Below are 17,896 nucleotides of genomic sequence, written 5' to 3'. Positions count from 1 at the left end.
CCCTTTATCTTATGATGGGTCTATTTTACCAAATAATTTAGAGATTGAGTAGCATAAATGCAACCGTTTTCTATTTTTGAAATTGAATCCTGTGTTTAACTTTCAGTAACACCTCCTAACGAAGGCAATGAACCCTATTTCTTCTCTAAAAAAATCCGGCATGAAACTGATTCAACAGTAGTTTCATGCCGGACACTAAGATTCAATTAATTTATTTCTCTAGTTCAAAAATAATCGATTCAAATGGTCTTAGAGTTAAACAAGATAACTGCATCGATGAATCTTTGTAATTTGATAAAATAATTTGTTTAGCTGTAAATTTAGGTAAACAAATAATCGCAGGTTTCTCAAAGAAGTTTGAGACAACTAATAATTGTTGATCATTTGATGTTCTTAAATAAGCATAAACATTCGGATGGTTCTCACTTAATTGTGTATACTCACCGTAAACAATGACATCTTTATAAGAACTAAAACGTCTTAATTCAATTAATTTACGGTAATGTTGTAAAATTGAATCTTCGTCATTGATTTGATCTTGAACATTAATCGTTTGATAATTCGGATTTACTTTAATCCATGGTGTTGCCGTACTAAATCCGGCATTTTCTTCATTACTCCACTGCATTGGTGTTCTTGCATTATCACGTGCCGTTACGGCAATATGACGTTTAACTAATTCTTTTGGATGTCCTGCTTGCAATAAGAGGTCAATACTTTCAAGAACTGAAACATCACGATAATCTTCAAAATTTTCATAATTAGCATTTGTCATCCCAATTTCTTCACCATTATAAATAAATGGCGTTCCCCACATCATAAATAAACTTGTCGCTAACATTTTTCCAGATTCTTTATGATAATGAATCGGGCTACCGTATTGTGACATGACACGTGGATGATCATGATTTAACCAATAAAGTGGATTCCATGCCTTATTATATAAACCTAATTGCCATTTTTTAAATACTTTCTTAAGTTCGATTAAATCGGTTTGATTACTCCATGTTTCACTTAACGAATTAAACCCATTATTTAACCAACAGTGATCAAACGTAAATACCATATCTAACTCATTAGATGAAGTCGATGCATATAATAAAGCATCGTCTACACTTGCTCCTCCACCTACTTCACCAACAGTAAACATATCATAATTTGAGAACACTTCTTGATTTAACTCTTTTAAGTAATCATGAACCTTTGGAAGATTTGAAAATTTTGACCAATCTGGTTTATATCGGCCATCACTTTCTAATGTTGAATCAGTAAACGTTAAATCGCGATCAAGATGCGCTACCGCATCAACGCGGAATCCATCAATTCCTAATTCAAGCCACCATTTCACCATTTTATATAAATCTTTACGCATTTTTTCGTTTTCCCAGTTTAAATCAGGCATTTTTCTTGAAAAAATATGCATATAATATTCATTTGTCGCCTCATCTTTTTCCCAGCAAGACGGTGTAAAAAATGAAGCCCAGTTCGTTGGCTCTGTTTCATTTCCAAATTCATCGACTTTTCCTTTTTGCCAAATATAGTAGTCACGATAAGGACTATCAACAGATTTTCTTGCCTCTACAAACCATGGATGTTCATCACTTGTATGATTTAATACTAAATCCATCACAATTTTAATGTCACGTTTTTTAGCTTCTTCTAATAATTGTTTAAACTCCTCGATGGTTCCAAATTCTTGGGCAATTTGATAATAATCTGAGACATCATATCCATTATCATCCATCGGTGACTGATAAACTGGACATAACCAAATAATATTAATTCCTAAATAGGCCAAATAATCTAGCTTACTAATAATCCCTTTTAAATCACCAATTCCATCTCCATTGCTATCACAAAAGCTTTTTGGATAGATTTGATATCCTACGCCTTCTTTCCACCATTTACGTTCTGCTCCTGTCATTAACTTCATCCCCTCTTAGCTTTTTTTAGTTACAGCACCATTTTATCATAGGTCTGAAACTCTATCTAATCATTCCTAACTGTAATCGTTTCCATGTTATCACTTTATTGGTATAATATCCCGTTTTTTTATTTAAGGTAAAAACGACGTCATCACTGTTATAAACTAATCATTCATTACATGATAAAAGAAATTAATATTTAATCCTATAAATAAGGTTAAACTTGCTGTTAGGTAATGCCTAATTACTATTTGGATTTTCTCTCTTACAATAACTTGATTCGTCTCTTTAAATAAATCAGACGTTTTACTAAATCACATAATTCATCTCACCAATAAGACATTCGTCTCATTTCGAAAATTAAATCATAAATTTTCATGTCATTGCTAGGCTTATTTTCAATTTTCTTATCTTAATTCTCATTACTGAATGATAAGTGTTAACTGAGCTCATTGGTACATCCCCATTCAATATTTAGTTCAATAGGACGCATATGCTATAAAACATTATCCATTACTATAAAATTCACGACTTTTACAAGATATCCATATTCTTTTGAATTTTATACCATTAAAAGCCAATTCGATGCTAATTTTCAACATTTTTTATGTTTTTTTTATGTTCTTTGTTAAAAAAAACACAAAAAGGACTTACTTTATTGTTCCTTTATTGCTAGAATATAGCTTGTCTTTGAGATACAAAATTAACCGTAGGGGGTATAAACACATGTTAAAAGGTAAACTTTTAATCGCGTTAGCTTCGGCTGTCTTATTCTTAGGGGCTTGCTCAAATGAGACACCACAAGAACAAGAACAACCACAAACAACTCAATCAGAATCTCCTTCAGAGACAACTGAAGGATACACAGGAGCATTAACTTACGAACGTTTATATGATCCAACTGGAGCAAAAACTGATGTTGTTTCAATCGTCATGGAATTTGAAAACGGAAAACCTACATCAGTTGATATCGACGTATTAATGGATGGGCAATCTAAAAAAGAATTAGCTGCTAGTGGTGAATACGTAATGAGCACAGAAGAAGGTGCATTACAATGGGATGCACAAATCGTAGAATTAGAAAAAGCTTTAGCAGATAATAACTTTGACACAACAAAAATCAACATCACTGATGATGCTGGACATACAGATTCAGTAACAGGAGTATCAATTAAAGTTGGAACTTATGTACAATTAGTACAAGAATTGATCGATGCTGTTGCACAAGGTAATACTGACTTTGAATTCTCTGGTGTGAAAACAACAGAAATCGAAGGTGAAAAAGGAACTAATATCATCGAAATCGTTTATGATAATGGAAAAGCTGTTAACTTAAACATCGATATGATTCAAGAAGACGGATCTTCTAAACGTGCCGCTTCTGAAGAAGGAACTTATGACATGGGTGGAGAATTAGCTTGGCATGAGCAAATGGACTTATTAGAAGACTTCATCGTTGCAAACAACTTTGATTTATCAAAAGTAAACTTAACTGATGAAGATGGACACACTGATGCAGTTTCTGGTGTATCAATTAAAGTTGGTTCTTACTTACCATTAATCGAACAAGCTTTAGAAAATAAATAATTTCTGATTTAAGAATAGATTGAAAAAAAGGTGTAGAATGCTGATTCTACACCTTTTTTGTCATTGTTTTAATCAATTAAAATCAGAAGTCATTTCCAAACGTGTTGTTTCTACCGCAACATTTGCAGCAATTTTGACGACGACAAGCGCACCATCCGCGACGATAACCTTCACGTAACCCTTGTTGATAAGCATGGCGAGCACAACAACAGCAATTTTGACCCCATTGACAGTTACTAGCTCCTTGATTACTGTATTCTTGATTAGCAGATTGAGAAGAGGTTGTTGATGAAGACGTATAACTTCCCATCCATTCATCAGAAGCGTTATACATCGATGCTGTATTTGTACTCGCTTGTGAAGCAGCCATTCCCCTATTACCAGATAATTGATAAACAGACCCTGTTGCTAATACATTTCCGGTTGCTAATACTTCTTTATCTGTCATGATTGGACGTTCATGAGGTTTTAGAGGCGGTTTTTTACCTCTTCCTCGTTCTTTCTCATCTTCTTTTTTATCTCGCTGTTTTTTACAACGTTCTTTTCTGTCAGAGTCTTTATGACGTGCCTCTTTAGCATCATTTTTTCTTTCATCATCGTCTTCTTCAGCATATTCTCAGTCGTTGTTTTGTTCAAAACTAAAACTTTCATCACAATCAAGATATTTAGTTGTAATATTATAATTATTATACATTTCGTTGTCCCCTTTGTTCGTTGTAATTTCAACTACAGTATAACTGTAAGCGGGTAATAATAACATGTATAGAAAAAAAGAGACCTCACCTGTAGACTGAAAGTACAGATGAGGTCTCTTTTCTTTTAGATTCCTTTACAATGTTCTTGAACCTTTTTTGCCCATGGTAAAAAGTCCTCCAAGAGCTTTGGTTTCATTAAAAACTCAACATTTGGTAGGTGTTCAAATAAATAAGTTAAATACTTATAGACATTTAAGCCATGTTCCTTAGCCGTTTCGATGGGTCACCTGGCGATTATCGAAGATAATCTAATCCTCCACTGCTAGGGAATGACGCTATAAATGATCGTATTGGCTTCAGCCCCTGATAAGCTTGTTGAAAATAAGTAATTTTTCCGTCCAATCACCACGGTTTTGATGGCACGTTCGGCACGATTATTCGATACTTCTAATCGTCCATCTTTCAAAAATGCCATCAGTTCTTTCTTTTGATTTAAAACATAGTGAACCGCAGTTTGTAACTTACCTTTCATGGGAATGAAGCTCCCTAGAAAGTCATAAAAAGCTTCGATCACTGGCTTGACTTGTAACTGACGTTGCTCATAACGCTCCTCAGGCGATAATTCCTGGAGTTCTCGTTCAATCTTAAAAATTTGGTTACAGTAGTCAATGGCTTGTTTTGCTTTCCCATTCTTCCCTGGCACATCCTTGAACTTGCGACGGGCATGCGCCCAACATCCCATTCCCTAATTCAATATTCGGTAAGTTCTTATATCCGGAATAACCATCACAATGCAGGTAGCCTTTAAATCCATCGAGTAATTGTTCAGCGACGACTCTTGCACGAGTTAAATCTGCGTGATAATAAACGATGGGTGTTTCGCATTCTTTACCTGTTTGAATTAACCAGATTCGTGCTTGAGATGTTGCGTCACGTCCATCCATTCGATTTAACACTTGATAGTGCGTTTCATCGGCATGAAGAACTTCTTCTTTTACCAAGATTTTGGCGAAATAATCGTAAAGTGGGCGCAACCAATCCTTCGCCACCGTTATCATCCAATTCGCCATCGTGCGTCGACTTAATTGTAATCCGTACGTCTTCCATTCCTTTTCTTGGCGATAAAGCGGAAGACTTAATTCGTATTTTTGATGAATCATCCAGGCAAGAACACTAGGTCCTGCTAAGCTTCTTTGGATCGGTCCTTTAGGGACTTCAGCACATTGAATCGGCTGTGTTTCATAGGAGTCATCATGACAATCACACTTATAAGCGTGTGAATAGTACACTTTTTTATATAACTTGGCTGGGATAAAGCAGACCTCTTCGCGAATGAGTTTCTTTCCCATCGGTTTCATCTTTTGACCACACTGGTCACATGTACAATCTTCACCATGTAACTCACAGTGAATTTCTTCAACGGGTAAATCTTTTGTTAGCTCGGCTTTACGACCAGATGCCTTACGGCGGCGATACGTGATTTCTTCTGTTGGTTCAATCTTTGTTTGGTGGTTTTCTAAATGAGGATCCTCAAAAAGTGAGAGTTGATTTGGATCAACTTTAGTTTTCTCGCTTGAGGATCCATAAAGCTTTTTTGTTAAAAACTCAACCTGTTCAGTTAATTGTTTAATTTGTTGATCTTGTTCAGTGATTCGTTGAGTTTGTTGATCCAATTTTTTTAATAGGTTCTGATTTTCTTTGATTAGTTTCGATTCAAACGTACTCAACGGTGCCACCTCTTTTTCTAAATGATTCATGTTAGGCTTAGTATGCCCAAAATCAAATAGAAAATACAGGTTTTATTACCATTTTATAATGATTTAAATCAGACATCCTGTTTGAGCTGGTTTGATGGCTTTAGGTTGTTGAATAGATAAGCCTTCAAGTAGCCAACGAAGCTCCTGATGGGTTAAATTTTTGACTTCTTCTTGGTTTCGTGGCCATTGAAGGTTACCCTTCTCAATCCGTTTATATAATAAGATAAAACCGTCTTTATCCCAATAAAGGGCTTTGAATCGGTCTTTTTTTCGTCCACAAAATAGGAAAAGGGCATCGTTAAATAAATCAAGATTATACTTGTCTGTGATGATACCTGCTAGTCCATCAATGCCACAGCGCATATCAGTGTGACCACAAACGATGGGTCACCTACCATTTACGAAGTAAATATCTCCTCCACTGGTAGGGAATGAATATGTTTTGAACATTCGAGAAATTAACGAGCATGTTTAGACATCTCCGCTAAAACGGCATGTAAGATATGTTTATCAACTCCATTATAAAAAGTGGCTTCAGCTCCATTCATTTTAAGCTGACAGGAAGGGATAGAGCCTTGAGTTTTAGTACGATGTGCTTCAACCAAATTCGATTGATCTAGCTGAACGGGAACAATGATTGGATTCTCTTTCATAAAAAAATTGACCTCCTTTTCTTTGATAGCTTCATTTTAGCTCAAAGTTGGAGGTCAAAATAGACAGGTTTATATTACCCGCTTACGTATAACTTATTCATTTATAAAAATAATGGATATAGTTTGGCCTATAGACACTATGAATTCTAGAAAATACTCAAACTAAATCCGCTAGCAACAAGACCAATGTTTCATAATGAGCACTATCTAATAGCCACTAACTTGCGATGCAGCTACCTCCTTATCTGACTGTTGGAGCATAGGCACACAAGCTTGATTCAGTCACTTATAGAAAACACGCTATCATTAACAATAACTTCCCTTATTTAGTTTATAATCATTGAATTACCATAACTATTCACATCAAACGAGTTTACATGACTTTAGTCAAATCCTATTATTAAAAAAGTTATATCTAACTTGTCATAACAACAGCTTAGATATAACTCATTTTTATGAATTAATTAATGTCTAAAATAAAAAGAAATCATCAGCATTGTTCATGTTTGTATTTGTAGTTGAATTATTTGCAGTGAATCGACTGTTTCCAAAACTGCATCCATTGTTTGATCCTTGGCGGTACCCATCTCTAAAACCTTGTTGATAACCTTGACGACACCCATCTCTAAAACCTTGTTGATAAGCACTGCGACTGCGACAGCAACATCCACCGCGTGTCATAGATGTTCCAGTCGTACTTCGCGTACTTGATGTACCTGATGTACTTGATGTATTTGAATTATTTGAAGTCAAGTTCTGATTACTAATTGTAGAATTAGTTGAGTTACCTACACGGTAAACATTCCCTGTTGCAAATACATTTCCAGTTGCTAAAACATCTCCACTTGTAATGATTGGACGATAATCACGTTCTCGATCATCAGGATGACGACGATTTCGTCTTCTACATCCACAGTTATCATCGTCATTATCAAAATTAAAGATTGAATCAGGGTCAAAATTAGTAGTATTTATATTATTATTATTTCTATTACGCATATTTCTTCAGCTCCTTTGAACATGTTAATTTCAACTACACTATAATTTATTCATGAACTTTATTTTTGCATATGCTTTTATCAATATTCTTGCATGATGTTGATATTTATCGTTTAACCATAGAAATATCTAACATCTTTTGTTATAATGACCTAATGGATTAGAAAGAATATACAATAGAGGTGATCATCAGGATGACGCAAAATAAAAATCAATATGAAATCGATAATGATGTGGTTAAATTAACAGTTTTCAACAAAAAAGGAAAAGCCTTTACGGCTCAATTTGATTTAGAAGATCTTGAAAAAGTTAAAGCATTAGGAACGTGGCATGCCCAATGGAATAAAGACTTTAATAACTATATCATTCAAACCAGTACAGAAGTTATTCAAAAAGGTAAAAAGCGTTATATTAAACCTACCCTACAATCAACCGTCTTAGGAACAAGTCCTAACGCACCAATCCGTCATTTAAACGGTGATTTATTAGATAATCGAAAATCGAACCTAGAAATATATAATCGTCGTCAAATCAACGATTATGATGTTTTAGAGAATCAGGTCATTGCCATTCATTTAAAGGACCGCTATGGAAACTTAGTCAATAAAGCATTAATTTCTGCTGAAGACCTGGATCAAGTCGTAAATGAAAAATATACATGGGTTTGTCAGAAGAAAGCAAATGGTCAACCTTATGCCATTGCTCATACAGAAGCGGGACGTGTTTACCTAGATACTTATTTAACAAACTGTCAACCAGGGTTCCGTGTTCATCACATTAATAAAAACCCATTAGATAACCGTCGTCAAAACTTAGAGGTTAAAGCACTAGAGATTGCTGAACCAACTGAAATCTAATAAAAAGCAACTGAAATCTATCAGTTGCTTTTTATGTTCGTTTAATGATTATTTTCATAATTTAATAAACTCCAGAAAACATTTTCAATTACCGCAATCCTTTAATCGTTCTAAGAAGCTAAAGTACAGCTTTTCCCATACCCCATAAAAACCCCGCTACCAAAGTAGCGGGGTTTTGTATTAATGAGTTAATTCTAATTCCACTTCGACACCAAAATGATCCGAGACCACTTCTTTATTTTTGCCATTAAAAATAACATGTGATGACTTGACTCTGACTGGTTGATTCGTTAAAACTAGATCGATACGTAAATCTTTTTTATTGTCAGACCACCCATCGATCTTACCTTCAACGGTCATTCCCTCATCGTTTATGTTCGCTACCTTATAAGTATCGATTAAACCTTTACTTAATAAATAGTCATATCCTTCGTCACGAATATTTGCATCATTGTTAAAATCTCCCATAACGATATTGAGATGATTTGGATTTAACTGCGCAACTAATTCATTCACTTGCCCTTGAAATGGCTCTTCTTCATCATGATACCAACCTAAATGACATGAGTATACCGTAACGGGTTGATTTTCATGCATGATTTCTAACCCAATGACACGACGAGTACGGAAGTTTTTAATATCGTCACTCTTTGTCACTAAAAAAGATTTTGCATTGTTAATTTCACATCGTGTTAAAATGGCTAATCCTTCTTCATAAATATCAAACCCAATATGAGCAAGATCCCACACAAATTTATAATCATTAACGCCTAACTTCATTAATTCACTTAATAAAACGACTGCATAATTATCTTGTTTTACTTTCTCTGAAGTCGTTGTGTCAATTAACTGCATGACTTCTTGTAAAGCAATGACATCATATTGTTTTTCTTTAATGACTTGTGCTAAATGTTGAATTTTTTCAATTTGGTTTTCTTCTTGCCAAGCATGACAATTTAAGGTTAATAACTTCATAAATAATCTCCTATAGACCTAAAATATCTTGAATTTCTGATTTTAACACGTCTGCTTTTGGTCCATAAATCGCTTGGATTCCATTATCTTTAATGATTAATCCTAATGCTCCTGTTGCTTTCCAATCTGGTTGGTCTGAAACAGTTCCTGAATCTTTAACTGTCACACGTAAACGAGTCATACAAGCATCTACATCTACAATATTTTCAGCTCCACCTAACAAGAAAATGATATCATTTGCTAATTGACTACCAGATGCTGCTGTTGTTGATGTTGATCCTTCTCCTTGTGTTTCATCTTCTTCATTATAATTTCCTAATCGTCCTGGAGTTGCAATTTTGAATTTTTTAATCGCAAAGTTGAACACCCCGAAGTTTAAAGCAAAGAACCCTAAACATGCTAAGACAAAGTTAATCATATCTCCCGTTAATCCTGCATTCGCCATCATTGGAATACGAGTAATGAACTCAATGATACCAAAAGCATGGATACGTAAGTTAATAATATCAGCTAAAGCAAATGCTAATCCCGCTAAAATTGCATAGCATAAGTATAACACAGGTGAAATAAACATGAACATAAACTCTAATGGTTCAGATACCCCTGTTAAGAATGTTGCTAATGCTGCTGAAATAAACATTGATTTGTATGCTGATTTTTTATCTGAATCGACATTTCGGAACATGGCAAAGGCAGCTCCCATTAAAGATGCAGTTGATAAAATAACTTGACCTGCTTTAAAGCGAGCTGGAGTCACTGCATTTAATAACGAGTTATAAGCTTCCATATCACCTGCTGATTTTAAGTTATTTAAATCTGTTACCCAAGCTAACCATAAAGATTCTTGACCTGCAACGATTTGTCCAGCATTTGAACCTGTTAAGATTTCATACGTTCCACCTAATTCTGTATAATTCATTGGAATAGTTAACATATGGTGTAAACCGAATGGTAATAATAAACGTTCCCCTGCTCCATACACGAATGGTGCAAGAATTGGTGCTGTATCTTGTGAAGTTGCAATCCATTGACCAAAGTTATTTAAAGCTCCTTGAGCAAATGGCCAAATAATTGATAAAACTAATGCTGTCACTACTGATCCACCGATAACAACGAATGGAACAAATCGTTTCCCATTAAAGAAGGCTAATGCTTGTGGTAATTTATTAAAGTTATAGTATTTGTTGAATAATGATGCTCCTAAGAACCCTGAGATAATCCCAACAAACACTCCCATATTTAAAGCTGATGCGCCTAAAACTTCAGTGAAGTAATCTGAAACAACCATCTCAGATCCAAAGAATGATTGAACGGTTGCAGTTGGATCTGCCAACATCGCTGTTGATACTCCAAATAATGCTCCCGTAATACGGTTAATTAATAAGAATGCAATTAAAGCTGCAAATGCTCCACCTGCACGTTCTTTTGCCCATGATCCCCCGATGGCAACCGCAAATAAGACATGTAAATTTCCGATAATTGCCCATCCGATATCTTCCATCACTGTAGCAATCGTTGCAATAACAGCAATATCTCCCCCTGACATTCCAACTAATTTCCCTAAAGAAATCATAATCCCCGCTGCTGGCATAACAGCAATTACAACCATTAAGGCCTTTCCAAATTTTTGCCAGAAATCAAACGACATAAATCCTGGTTTTTTCATAACTATTCCCTCCTAATAACTCTATATCATCATAGCTTAATTTAAGCTGTAGATGCGTGCTTCAAATGGCTTTAATGTTAACTCTTGAATTGACTCATGTTCCTCAACTGGGATATTTGATAATAATAACTGATCCGTTGAAACTGTGATCTTTTCTAAGTTAATACTTGTTTGCTTATTCGTTAAGTTACATAAGATAAGCACACGTTTTTCACCTAATGTTCGTGTATAAGCATAAATCTCTTGATGATCTTCAAACACTAAGTCATATGTTCCATAAACGAAGATATCTTCTGATTTTCTTAAAGCAATCATTTCTTTATAGAAGTTTAAAATCGAATCTGGATCTTCTTCTTGTGCTTCAACATTAATGGTTTGATAGTTTGGATTAACTGCTAACCATGGTGTTCCAGTTGTAAATCCACCATTTGCTTCATGACTCCATTGCATCGGTGTACGACTATTTCCACGTGCTGTGGCCCAAATAATTTCCATAATATCTTCATGACTCATTCCTTGTTCAAGTTTAGAATAATAAAGTCCCGTACTTTGAACATCTTGATAATCCTCTACTTTATCAAACTGAACATTCGTCATTCCAATTTCTTGACCTTGATAGATAAATGGTGTTCCCTTCATCATAAAATACATCATTCCAAGAGATGTAGCACTTTCTTTCCAATAGTTTTGATCATCCCCCAGTGTGGATACAATACGGGCTAAATCATGATTTTCAATGTATAACGCATTCCATCCGACACCTTCTAATCCTTTTTGCCACTTTGTTAAGATTTTTTTCAATTGACGGACATCTGTTCCTTGATCGCCATTATCCTTCCATAAACCTAAGTGCTCAAACTGAAACACCATATTAAATTTTCCTTCTTCTTCGCCAACCCATAGATGAGCATCCTCAATTTTAACGCCGTTAGCTTCCCCTACCGTCATAATATCGTATTTATCAAACGTATTTGCCTTTAAGTCGTCTAATAAAGGATGAATCCCTTCCACATTCATATGTTTATCAAATGATGAAACATATTTTAATGCGTGGGGATTTGGCATATCTGTTAATCCCTCTTCTTTTTTAATATGACTAATCGCATCTACTCGGAAACCATCAATTCCTTTATCTAACCACCAATTCACCATTTCATATAATGCTTCACGTACTTCAGCATTTTCCCAGTTTAAATCGGGTTGTTTTTTTGAGAATAGATGCATATAGTATTGTCCAGTATTTTCATCATATTCCCAAGCTGAACCACTGAAGATACTTTCCCAGTTATTAGGTTCCGCTCCATTTACTCCATCTCGCCAAATATACCAATCTCGTTTTGGATGATCAACCGATGAACGAGATTCGATAAACCATGGGTGTTCATCACTCGTATGATTGATGACTAAATCTGCAATTAATTTCATTCCACGCTTATGTACCTCTTCTAATAAGCGATCAAAATCTTCCATTGTTCCAAACTCATCCATAATATCTTTATAGTCACTAATATCATAACCACAGTCATCATTTGGTGATTTATAAAATGGGCTCACCCATATGACATCGATTCCTAACGCTTTTAAATAATCAAGTTTTAAAATAATACCGTTGAGATCACCAATTCCATCTCCGTTCGAGTCCATAAAACTTCTTGGATAGATTTGATAAGCCACAGCTTCTTTCCACCATACTTTATTCATCTTCTCATACGACTCCTTTTTCTTCTTTCCTGCTGCTTATGGTAAAGTGTCACCTTCATTTAAAACGTTTACAACGGAAACTGTTCCGAAAGTAAACGCATTACTTTCTTCGACACCTTGATTATATCGCTTTCACAATAAGAAGACAACAGATAATCAGTATGTAACCGATAACACGTTTTTCGACAATAACTGTTCTTTTGTATAAAAATAGTTATAAAACTTATTTTTATACAAAAGAAAAAAGATGTCGTTATAAATAACGACATCTTTTTTCAAAGGTCTATAAGATTTTAGAATGTTGTAACAGTCCATTCAATAGCATCTATTTTTTCCTTAACATAATCAACTGCCATCTCTGGATGAATCGTTTCTTCGTGTGAAATTGTAATGATTGACATGGTTTGTGCTAATTTAACTGTTTCTAAAATTGATAACTGATTTAAATACGCATAACCTACACCTGCAATAAATGAATCACCAGCACCTGTTACGTTGATGACCTCTACACGATTCGGTTTAACAATTCCTTCTTCATCAGCTGTACAATAATAGACACCATCAGCATCTAAACTAATAAAGACATGTTTCACACCTAATGAAAGTAAATACTGACCTGCTTTACGAACATCTTCAACTGTATTAATCTCAAATCCACATAAAACTGCTGCTTCATGACGATTCGGTTTAACGGTATGGAAGTAAGGTAATAAATGTTTAACCTCTACTGCTTTCGCAGCAGATACTGGATCTAAAACAAACTTTGTTTTACCTTCATATTTTTTTACAATATATTCAAGAATTTCAGGATTATCAGCACCAAAGAACATATATTCTGCTTCTTCAATAACTGACGCTTTTGAATCAATAAACGCTTCCGTGATATGGTGATCAACATTAATATCAACAATCGCAGAAACCATTTCACCATGCTCATCTAAAATCGCAACATATGTTGGTGTTGAAGCTCCTTCAACAATAAGTGAATCAGACATATCCACATTCATTAGTTTTGAATGTTCTAAGATACTCTTTCCTTTTTCATCATTTCCTAATACAGAAATAAACTTCGTATTCGCACCGACACGAGCCATATTTTCGGCGATATTACGACATACTCCTCCAAAGGATACTTTCACACGTCCAGGATTTGAATCATGAGAACGATAGTTCATATTTGTAAATCCAAAAATATCATAAATTGATATACCAAAGACTAAGTTATATGCTTCTTGATTGTTTTTCATGCTTGCTAGCCTCTCCCTTTAGTTAAAATGGTAGATCAAAGTGAATTCTACTTATTCTGTCATTATATTAAATTTTCGATAACCGACAAGTCATCTCACCTTTCTCCACTAAAAAACAAGCAATAACAACAAGTCGTCATTGCTTGTTATTTATTACATTTCGTAATCAACGACAATGCGAGAAGTCGCAGCTGGTTTAACAACCTCTGTTGCTGCTTTAACATGTAGTGGATGATTTTGATAAAAATCTAATGCCTCTTTGTTTGCTAACTCTGAATATAAAACAACATCATAAGATGCATCTGATTGTAAGAAATCAATTCCAACTTCTAAATGAATTAATCCTTCGATTTTTCCATTTAAATCTTCTAATGTACGCTTAATTTCTTGTGCAGTCTCTTCTTTAGATTGACCATTAACACCTTGAATCTTCCACATAACGATATGTTTAACCATCATGTACCTCCATTTATTTTTACTTAATTTTATTTTACTGAAAACTTACACAATATTCAATACTTCGACGACTTTTGGCTTATTTTTTTCTTATCATTTTAAATAAATTGGGTTTGAAATCGCATACTCATAAGATTTACTAATCACTTCGAATACAACCCATTGATAGTTTGACAAATTTAAATTAATCGTTCCAAGTGTCGGAACATCTTCCGCTAATGGAATGGTTTCAATCACTTGCCCATCTGCGATGACATTTAATGCTTCTAACGAGCCCTGATTAGAAGCGATAAGATACGAAATTTCTGCTTCATTAGTACTAACCACTCGATCACCAAAAGTTGCTTCATTTAACGTTACATCCATTAACGGACCATTTGTAATAAAAACATGTCCATCTTTAATTCCTTTTAAAATGCCTTCAACACTCTCTTCCTCTACTTTTACATAGTTTCTAGGATTTCCATTATATAACCCTTGGGCAATCCATTCGTTAAACTGCTCATTTTCACTAATTGGTGCCGTTATACTTTCACTACTAATATCATGATTATCTGAGTTACCAAGTGCCGTTATTTTAACTCCTTCTGACAATAAATCAAACCACTTCTGTTTACTTATTTGATTATATGCAAATTCTTCATCAATATCGTTCAAATTCGGAATGGGTGGCATCGCCTGTCCATTCCAAATTTCTATCGCATCAAATTGCCCCCCTACGTTCCAAAATGAAAAATTTCTTCCTGGATGATTAATTTGTATCATCCCACCTTGATGATGAGTTTCATCAATCATTTGATCTATTTCATCTTCGGAAGTAAGAGCGGTCACATCAATTAAATTCGACGTATTTAAAGCTAAGTAATGTCCCTGATTTGTTGTAATCTCTTGTGCTGGAATCGCTAAATAACTTAGCTTTTGTGATAATGATAGCCATTCGTCATTTCCATCCACTGTGTTATGATCAGCCATTGCTCCAAAATCTAAACCATTGGCCAGATTTGCAATTAGAACTTCTTCAACTGTATTAAGTCCATCATCACTAAACTGAGAGTGTTGGTGTAAGTCACCACACAAATAACTTTTAGCTGTCCAATCCATTAATCGTGTAAGACTTATCGACTTTAAATTAAGAGGATTTTCTTTCTTTACTTCAATCGGCAATTGTTTCATCTCATATTCATAACCCTTAGATACTTCTAAGTTATAATGGCCTTCATCTAATAGGATTTCAAAGTTTCCGTCTATATCCGTTTGAATTCGCTTAATGAGTGCTCCATCACTATCAAAAAACCTCAATTGAGCAATGACTGGCTTTCCATCCTTTCCCACAATACTTCCCTTTACCTCTCCTTGTACAATTTCTACCCATTGGGAAGCCAATTGCTCACTTTCTTGAATCAGGGGTTGAAGTTGGCATAAACCTAAGATTGAATATAGTATCATTAAACTATGAATCCAGCGTCTCATCAATATCACCTTTAAATTTCAACATTCCACTCTACTCTACCCATTTAATGCCTCATTTATTCATCCTTACTCATAAAAAAAGCAATCCATTATCGATTGCTTTTTTATTATCATTAATAACTATAAAAGGTGTTTTACTTCATGAGATCTAAATGAATGGTTGCACTACCTTTAAAAAAATTAGCATTCAATAAAACTCCATAATTCCCTGATTTTTCGATCTTAAATTCGCCTTCTGCACCAATCGCTAAATACTCCTCTACCCCATTTTCACTTAATAAACAATATTCTGCATAACCTTCTTCTACGTTACCGGTTGCTCTCCATTTAAGAGTCGTCCCTTCTTTTAAATACCATTCCTGTACCATCAATTGTTTACTTTTTATTTTAGAAAACGTTTCTTCTTTTGTGAACTGAACTTGGTTCCCATTCCAACTTGGGTGTTCTAGATTAGCTGTTGAATCCATCTTTAAATTCACTGCTTGATAGACATAATCTTCTGGAAGTGAACTTTGGTAATCATAATCATTTAAATAGCCATTAAACGTCTCTACCATCGTGTCATGCTCACTAAATGTGATAGACATAAATCCCCACATCGATATAGCAGGTAAAATTGCAAGCAAAAGAGACACCATCACGACTGCTATAAATGTTTTTTTATATTTTAAAATAATCTTCATCTCTTTTTCTCCTTTATTTTATAACTCTTTTGAACAGCTCGGACAATAATTCCAACTTTTTTCAATTGAACGTCCACAGTTTAAACATTTTTCTTTTAAATGTTGACCACAACGTGGGCAAGTGACATAATCTGGTCTAATTTTTTCATTACAAGTTGGACATGAAGACGCATAGCTACGACTAATAAGTAAATAAACAATAAGTGGTAGTGGTAATAAATAAGGCATAAAAATAGGAAATACCGCAAAAAGAGCCCAAACGACCTTCAAACGATCTCCTCGTTCTTTAGCATCTAAATAAATCCAAACAACTTGCCCAATTCCAAAACAAATACAAACAAATAACAGTAGACACATCAGTAAAGTTACGATTATCACAATACATTTCCTCCCTCAACTAAGACACGAACTAACAAAATAATGGTTCCTATTAAAAGATACCCCCCACCTATTAAAAACACTTCTTTTTGAAATCCAAAGAGTTCAAACCAAATCCATTGCCCTAAAAAGCAACATCCGATCATAAGTATAATCAAAAGTTTTAATTGCTTTTGACGTTTTTTGATTTGTCGTTGATTCGCCTCTTGAATAATTTTTAACGTATCAACTTTGGGAATTAGTCCTGCTTCTTCTAATTTTTCATCTTTCAAACACTCCATAACTATTCCTCCTATTCTAATAATTTTTTTCGCATCGATTGAATCACATAATGGATTCTTGACTTCGTTGTTCCGTGAGCAACATTAAAATAAGTTGATATTTCTTCAATACTGTAACCATAATAATGCCTCAAAATAAAGCTCACTCGTTGTTCCTCATTCATTTGTTGCAAGGTGTCTAATGCCTCTCTAAATTGTAATTGAGTAAACACTTCACCTTCAGCATTAACACTCAAATGCTGCAACGCTTCCTCATCATAAATCATCCGTTGTTGTTTTCGGACTTCATTTTTATAGCAATTCGTTGCAATTTCAATTAAATAGGTTGAAAACTTACAATCCCCTCGAAATTTTTTTATATTTAGCGTTGCCTTTAATAATGACTCTTGTACTAAATCTTCTGCCAAATGAACATTTCCACACAATTTAATTAAATAGCCAAAAACCATTTTGTAATGCATATCGAATAAAATATTTAAACAGTGTCGATCACCAGCTCTAGCTCGTCTGACTAGTTGCTCCTCATCCAAAACTCTCACCCTCTTTCATCCATTAGACCTCATTCT

General features: G+C 34.5%; 20 protein-coding genes. 2 read left to right on the top strand and 18 right to left on the bottom strand.

What is annotated here, in order from left to right:
• Positions 1-211: 211 nt before the first annotated feature.
• On the bottom strand, positions 212-1,924 hold the full coding sequence (locus J0J69_RS01760) for a glycoside hydrolase family 13 protein (protein ID WP_055243607.1): 1,713 nt from the start codon (positions 1,922-1,924) through the stop codon (positions 212-214).
• Between the two features lie 727 nt (positions 1,925-2,651).
• On the opposite strand from J0J69_RS01760, the gene J0J69_RS01755 reads away from it, so the two are divergent.
• Positions 2,652-3,512, top strand: a complete 861-nt coding sequence (locus J0J69_RS01755) for a hypothetical protein (RefSeq protein WP_055305855.1) — start codon at positions 2,652-2,654, stop codon at positions 3,510-3,512.
• Between the two features lie 82 nt (positions 3,513-3,594).
• Here the strand turns inward: J0J69_RS01755 and J0J69_RS01750 are convergent, their stop codons facing one another.
• From J0J69_RS01750 to J0J69_RS01725, 7 genes are all read right to left on the bottom strand, one after another.
• A complete protein-coding gene (locus tag J0J69_RS01750) occupies positions 3,595-3,960 on the bottom strand; it encodes a hypothetical protein (RefSeq protein WP_212725843.1) in 366 nt (121 codons plus the stop codon).
• 371 nt (positions 3,961-4,331) lie between these two features.
• Positions 4,332-4,487 carry a transposase domain-containing protein gene (locus J0J69_RS13475; protein ID WP_082704926.1) on the bottom strand — a complete coding sequence of 52 codons (156 nt, stop codon included), beginning with the start codon at positions 4,485-4,487 and terminating at the stop codon, positions 4,332-4,334.
• 42 nt (positions 4,488-4,529) lie between these two features.
• The gene (locus tag J0J69_RS01745) at positions 4,530-4,910 is read right to left on the bottom strand and encodes an IS66 family transposase (RefSeq protein ID WP_256637905.1); all 381 of its coding nucleotides are present in this window, start codon (positions 4,908-4,910) and stop codon (positions 4,530-4,532) included.
• Positions 4,873-5,964 carry an IS66 family transposase gene (gene tnpC / locus J0J69_RS01740; protein ID WP_256637903.1) on the bottom strand — a complete coding sequence of 364 codons (1,092 nt, stop codon included), beginning with the start codon at positions 5,962-5,964 and terminating at the stop codon, positions 4,873-4,875. The genes J0J69_RS01745 and tnpC overlap by 38 nt, the downstream gene beginning before the upstream one ends.
• Positions 5,965-6,027: 63 nt before the next feature.
• Positions 6,028-6,348 carry an IS66 family insertion sequence element accessory protein TnpB gene (gene tnpB, locus J0J69_RS01735; RefSeq protein WP_305888113.1) on the bottom strand — a complete coding sequence of 107 codons (321 nt, stop codon included), beginning with the start codon at positions 6,346-6,348 and terminating at the stop codon, positions 6,028-6,030.
• Between the two features lie 74 nt (positions 6,349-6,422).
• Entirely contained in the window at positions 6,423-6,617 is a 195-nt protein-coding gene (locus J0J69_RS01730) for a hypothetical protein (RefSeq protein ID WP_055276830.1), read from the bottom strand.
• Between the two features lie 471 nt (positions 6,618-7,088).
• Complete coding sequence (locus J0J69_RS01725) at positions 7,089-7,616, bottom strand: Yae1 family protein (protein ID WP_212725587.1); 528 nt, start codon at positions 7,614-7,616, stop codon at positions 7,089-7,091.
• Positions 7,617-7,810: 194 nt separating this feature from the next.
• On the opposite strand from J0J69_RS01725, the gene J0J69_RS01720 reads away from it, so the two are divergent.
• Positions 7,811-8,473 (top strand): hypothetical protein, encoded by a 663-nt coding sequence (locus tag J0J69_RS01720; RefSeq protein WP_212724308.1) that lies wholly within the window; start codon positions 7,811-7,813, stop codon positions 8,471-8,473.
• A gap of 180 nt (positions 8,474-8,653) precedes the next feature.
• On the opposite strand, the gene J0J69_RS01715 is transcribed toward J0J69_RS01720, so the two are convergent.
• The 10 genes from J0J69_RS01715 to J0J69_RS01670 form a co-directional block, all read right to left on the bottom strand.
• On the bottom strand, positions 8,654-9,448 hold the full coding sequence (locus J0J69_RS01715) for an endonuclease/exonuclease/phosphatase family protein (RefSeq protein ID WP_055306062.1): 795 nt from the start codon (positions 9,446-9,448) through the stop codon (positions 8,654-8,656).
• Between the two features lie 10 nt (positions 9,449-9,458).
• Positions 9,459-11,114, bottom strand: a complete 1,656-nt coding sequence (locus J0J69_RS01710; protein ID WP_055306061.1) for a PTS transporter subunit IIBC — start codon at positions 11,112-11,114, stop codon at positions 9,459-9,461.
• Between the two features lie 36 nt (positions 11,115-11,150).
• Positions 11,151-12,815 carry a glycoside hydrolase family 13 protein gene (locus tag J0J69_RS01705; RefSeq protein ID WP_055243470.1) on the bottom strand — a complete coding sequence of 555 codons (1,665 nt, stop codon included), beginning with the start codon at positions 12,813-12,815 and terminating at the stop codon, positions 11,151-11,153.
• A 293-nt stretch (positions 12,816-13,108) separates the two neighbouring features.
• A complete protein-coding gene (locus J0J69_RS01700; protein ID WP_055243469.1) occupies positions 13,109-14,062 on the bottom strand; it encodes a carbohydrate kinase family protein in 954 nt (317 codons plus the stop codon).
• 153 nt (positions 14,063-14,215) lie between these two features.
• On the bottom strand, positions 14,216-14,518 hold the full coding sequence (locus J0J69_RS01695; RefSeq protein WP_055243468.1) for a Dabb family protein: 303 nt from the start codon (positions 14,516-14,518) through the stop codon (positions 14,216-14,218).
• A gap of 93 nt (positions 14,519-14,611) precedes the next feature.
• Positions 14,612-15,988, bottom strand: coding sequence for a CehA/McbA family metallohydrolase (locus J0J69_RS01690; RefSeq protein ID WP_212725588.1), 1,377 nt, complete (start codon positions 15,986-15,988; stop codon positions 14,612-14,614).
• A gap of 134 nt (positions 15,989-16,122) precedes the next feature.
• Positions 16,123-16,671 carry a hypothetical protein gene (locus J0J69_RS01685; protein ID WP_212725589.1) on the bottom strand — a complete coding sequence of 183 codons (549 nt, stop codon included), beginning with the start codon at positions 16,669-16,671 and terminating at the stop codon, positions 16,123-16,125.
• A gap of 18 nt (positions 16,672-16,689) precedes the next feature.
• Positions 16,690-17,049: a zinc ribbon domain-containing protein gene (locus tag J0J69_RS01680; protein ID WP_055243465.1), complete on the bottom strand. Its 360-nt coding sequence runs from the start codon at positions 17,047-17,049 to the stop codon at positions 16,690-16,692.
• A complete protein-coding gene (locus J0J69_RS01675; protein WP_212725590.1) occupies positions 17,046-17,330 on the bottom strand; it encodes a hypothetical protein in 285 nt (94 codons plus the stop codon). Before J0J69_RS01675 ends, J0J69_RS01680 begins: the two co-directional genes overlap by 4 nt.
• Positions 17,331-17,341: 11 nt before the next feature.
• Positions 17,342-17,869, bottom strand: coding sequence for a sigma-70 family RNA polymerase sigma factor (locus tag J0J69_RS01670; RefSeq protein ID WP_256637901.1), 528 nt, complete (start codon positions 17,867-17,869; stop codon positions 17,342-17,344).
• Positions 17,870-17,896 lie beyond the last annotated feature (27 nt).

It is taken from the genome of Turicibacter bilis (assembly GCF_024499055.1).
In the GTDB taxonomy this organism is placed as follows: domain Bacteria; phylum Bacillota_I; class Bacilli_A; order MOL361; family Turicibacteraceae; genus Turicibacter; species Turicibacter bilis.
The sequence above is the reverse complement of the archived record's forward strand: the minus strand, read 5'-3'. Positions and strand labels throughout refer to the sequence as shown.

Bases quoted from the DNA above. Each gene is read 5' to 3' on its own strand.
- tnpC (WP_256637903.1), bottom strand. From the start codon at position 5,964: ATGAATCATTTAGAAAAAGAGGTGGCACCGTTGAGTACGTTTGAATCG.
- J0J69_RS01730 (WP_055276830.1), bottom strand. From the start codon at position 6,617: ATGAAAGAGAATCCAATCATTGTTCCCGTTCAGCTAGATCAATCGAAT.
- J0J69_RS01760 (WP_055243607.1), bottom strand. From the start codon at position 1,924: ATGACAGGAGCAGAACGTAAATGGTGGAAAGAAGGCGTAGGATATCAA.
- J0J69_RS01675 (WP_212725590.1), bottom strand. From the start codon at position 17,330: ATGGAGTGTTTGAAAGATGAAAAATTAGAAGAAGCAGGACTAATTCCC.
- J0J69_RS01755 (WP_055305855.1), top strand. From the start codon at position 2,652: ATGTTAAAAGGTAAACTTTTAATCGCGTTAGCTTCGGCTGTCTTATTC.
- J0J69_RS01690 (WP_212725588.1), bottom strand. From the start codon at position 15,988: ATGAGACGCTGGATTCATAGTTTAATGATACTATATTCAATCTTAGGT.
- J0J69_RS01710 (WP_055306061.1), bottom strand. From the start codon at position 11,114: ATGAAAAAACCAGGATTTATGTCGTTTGATTTCTGGCAAAAATTTGGA.
- J0J69_RS01725 (WP_212725587.1), bottom strand. From the start codon at position 7,616: ATGCGTAATAGAAATAATAATAATATAAATACTACTAATTTTGACCCT.
- J0J69_RS01695 (WP_055243468.1), bottom strand. From the start codon at position 14,518: ATGGTTAAACATATCGTTATGTGGAAGATTCAAGGTGTTAATGGTCAA.
- J0J69_RS01750 (WP_212725843.1), bottom strand. From the start codon at position 3,960: ATGACAGATAAAGAAGTATTAGCAACCGGAAATGTATTAGCAACAGGG.
- J0J69_RS01700 (WP_055243469.1), bottom strand. From the start codon at position 14,062: ATGAAAAACAATCAAGAAGCATATAACTTAGTCTTTGGTATATCAATT.
- J0J69_RS01685 (WP_212725589.1), bottom strand. From the start codon at position 16,671: ATGAAGATTATTTTAAAATATAAAAAAACATTTATAGCAGTCGTGATG.
- J0J69_RS01705 (WP_055243470.1), bottom strand. From the start codon at position 12,815: ATGAATAAAGTATGGTGGAAAGAAGCTGTGGCTTATCAAATCTATCCA.
- J0J69_RS01715 (WP_055306062.1), bottom strand. From the start codon at position 9,448: ATGAAGTTATTAACCTTAAATTGTCATGCTTGGCAAGAAGAAAACCAA.
- J0J69_RS01720 (WP_212724308.1), top strand. From the start codon at position 7,811: ATGACGCAAAATAAAAATCAATATGAAATCGATAATGATGTGGTTAAA.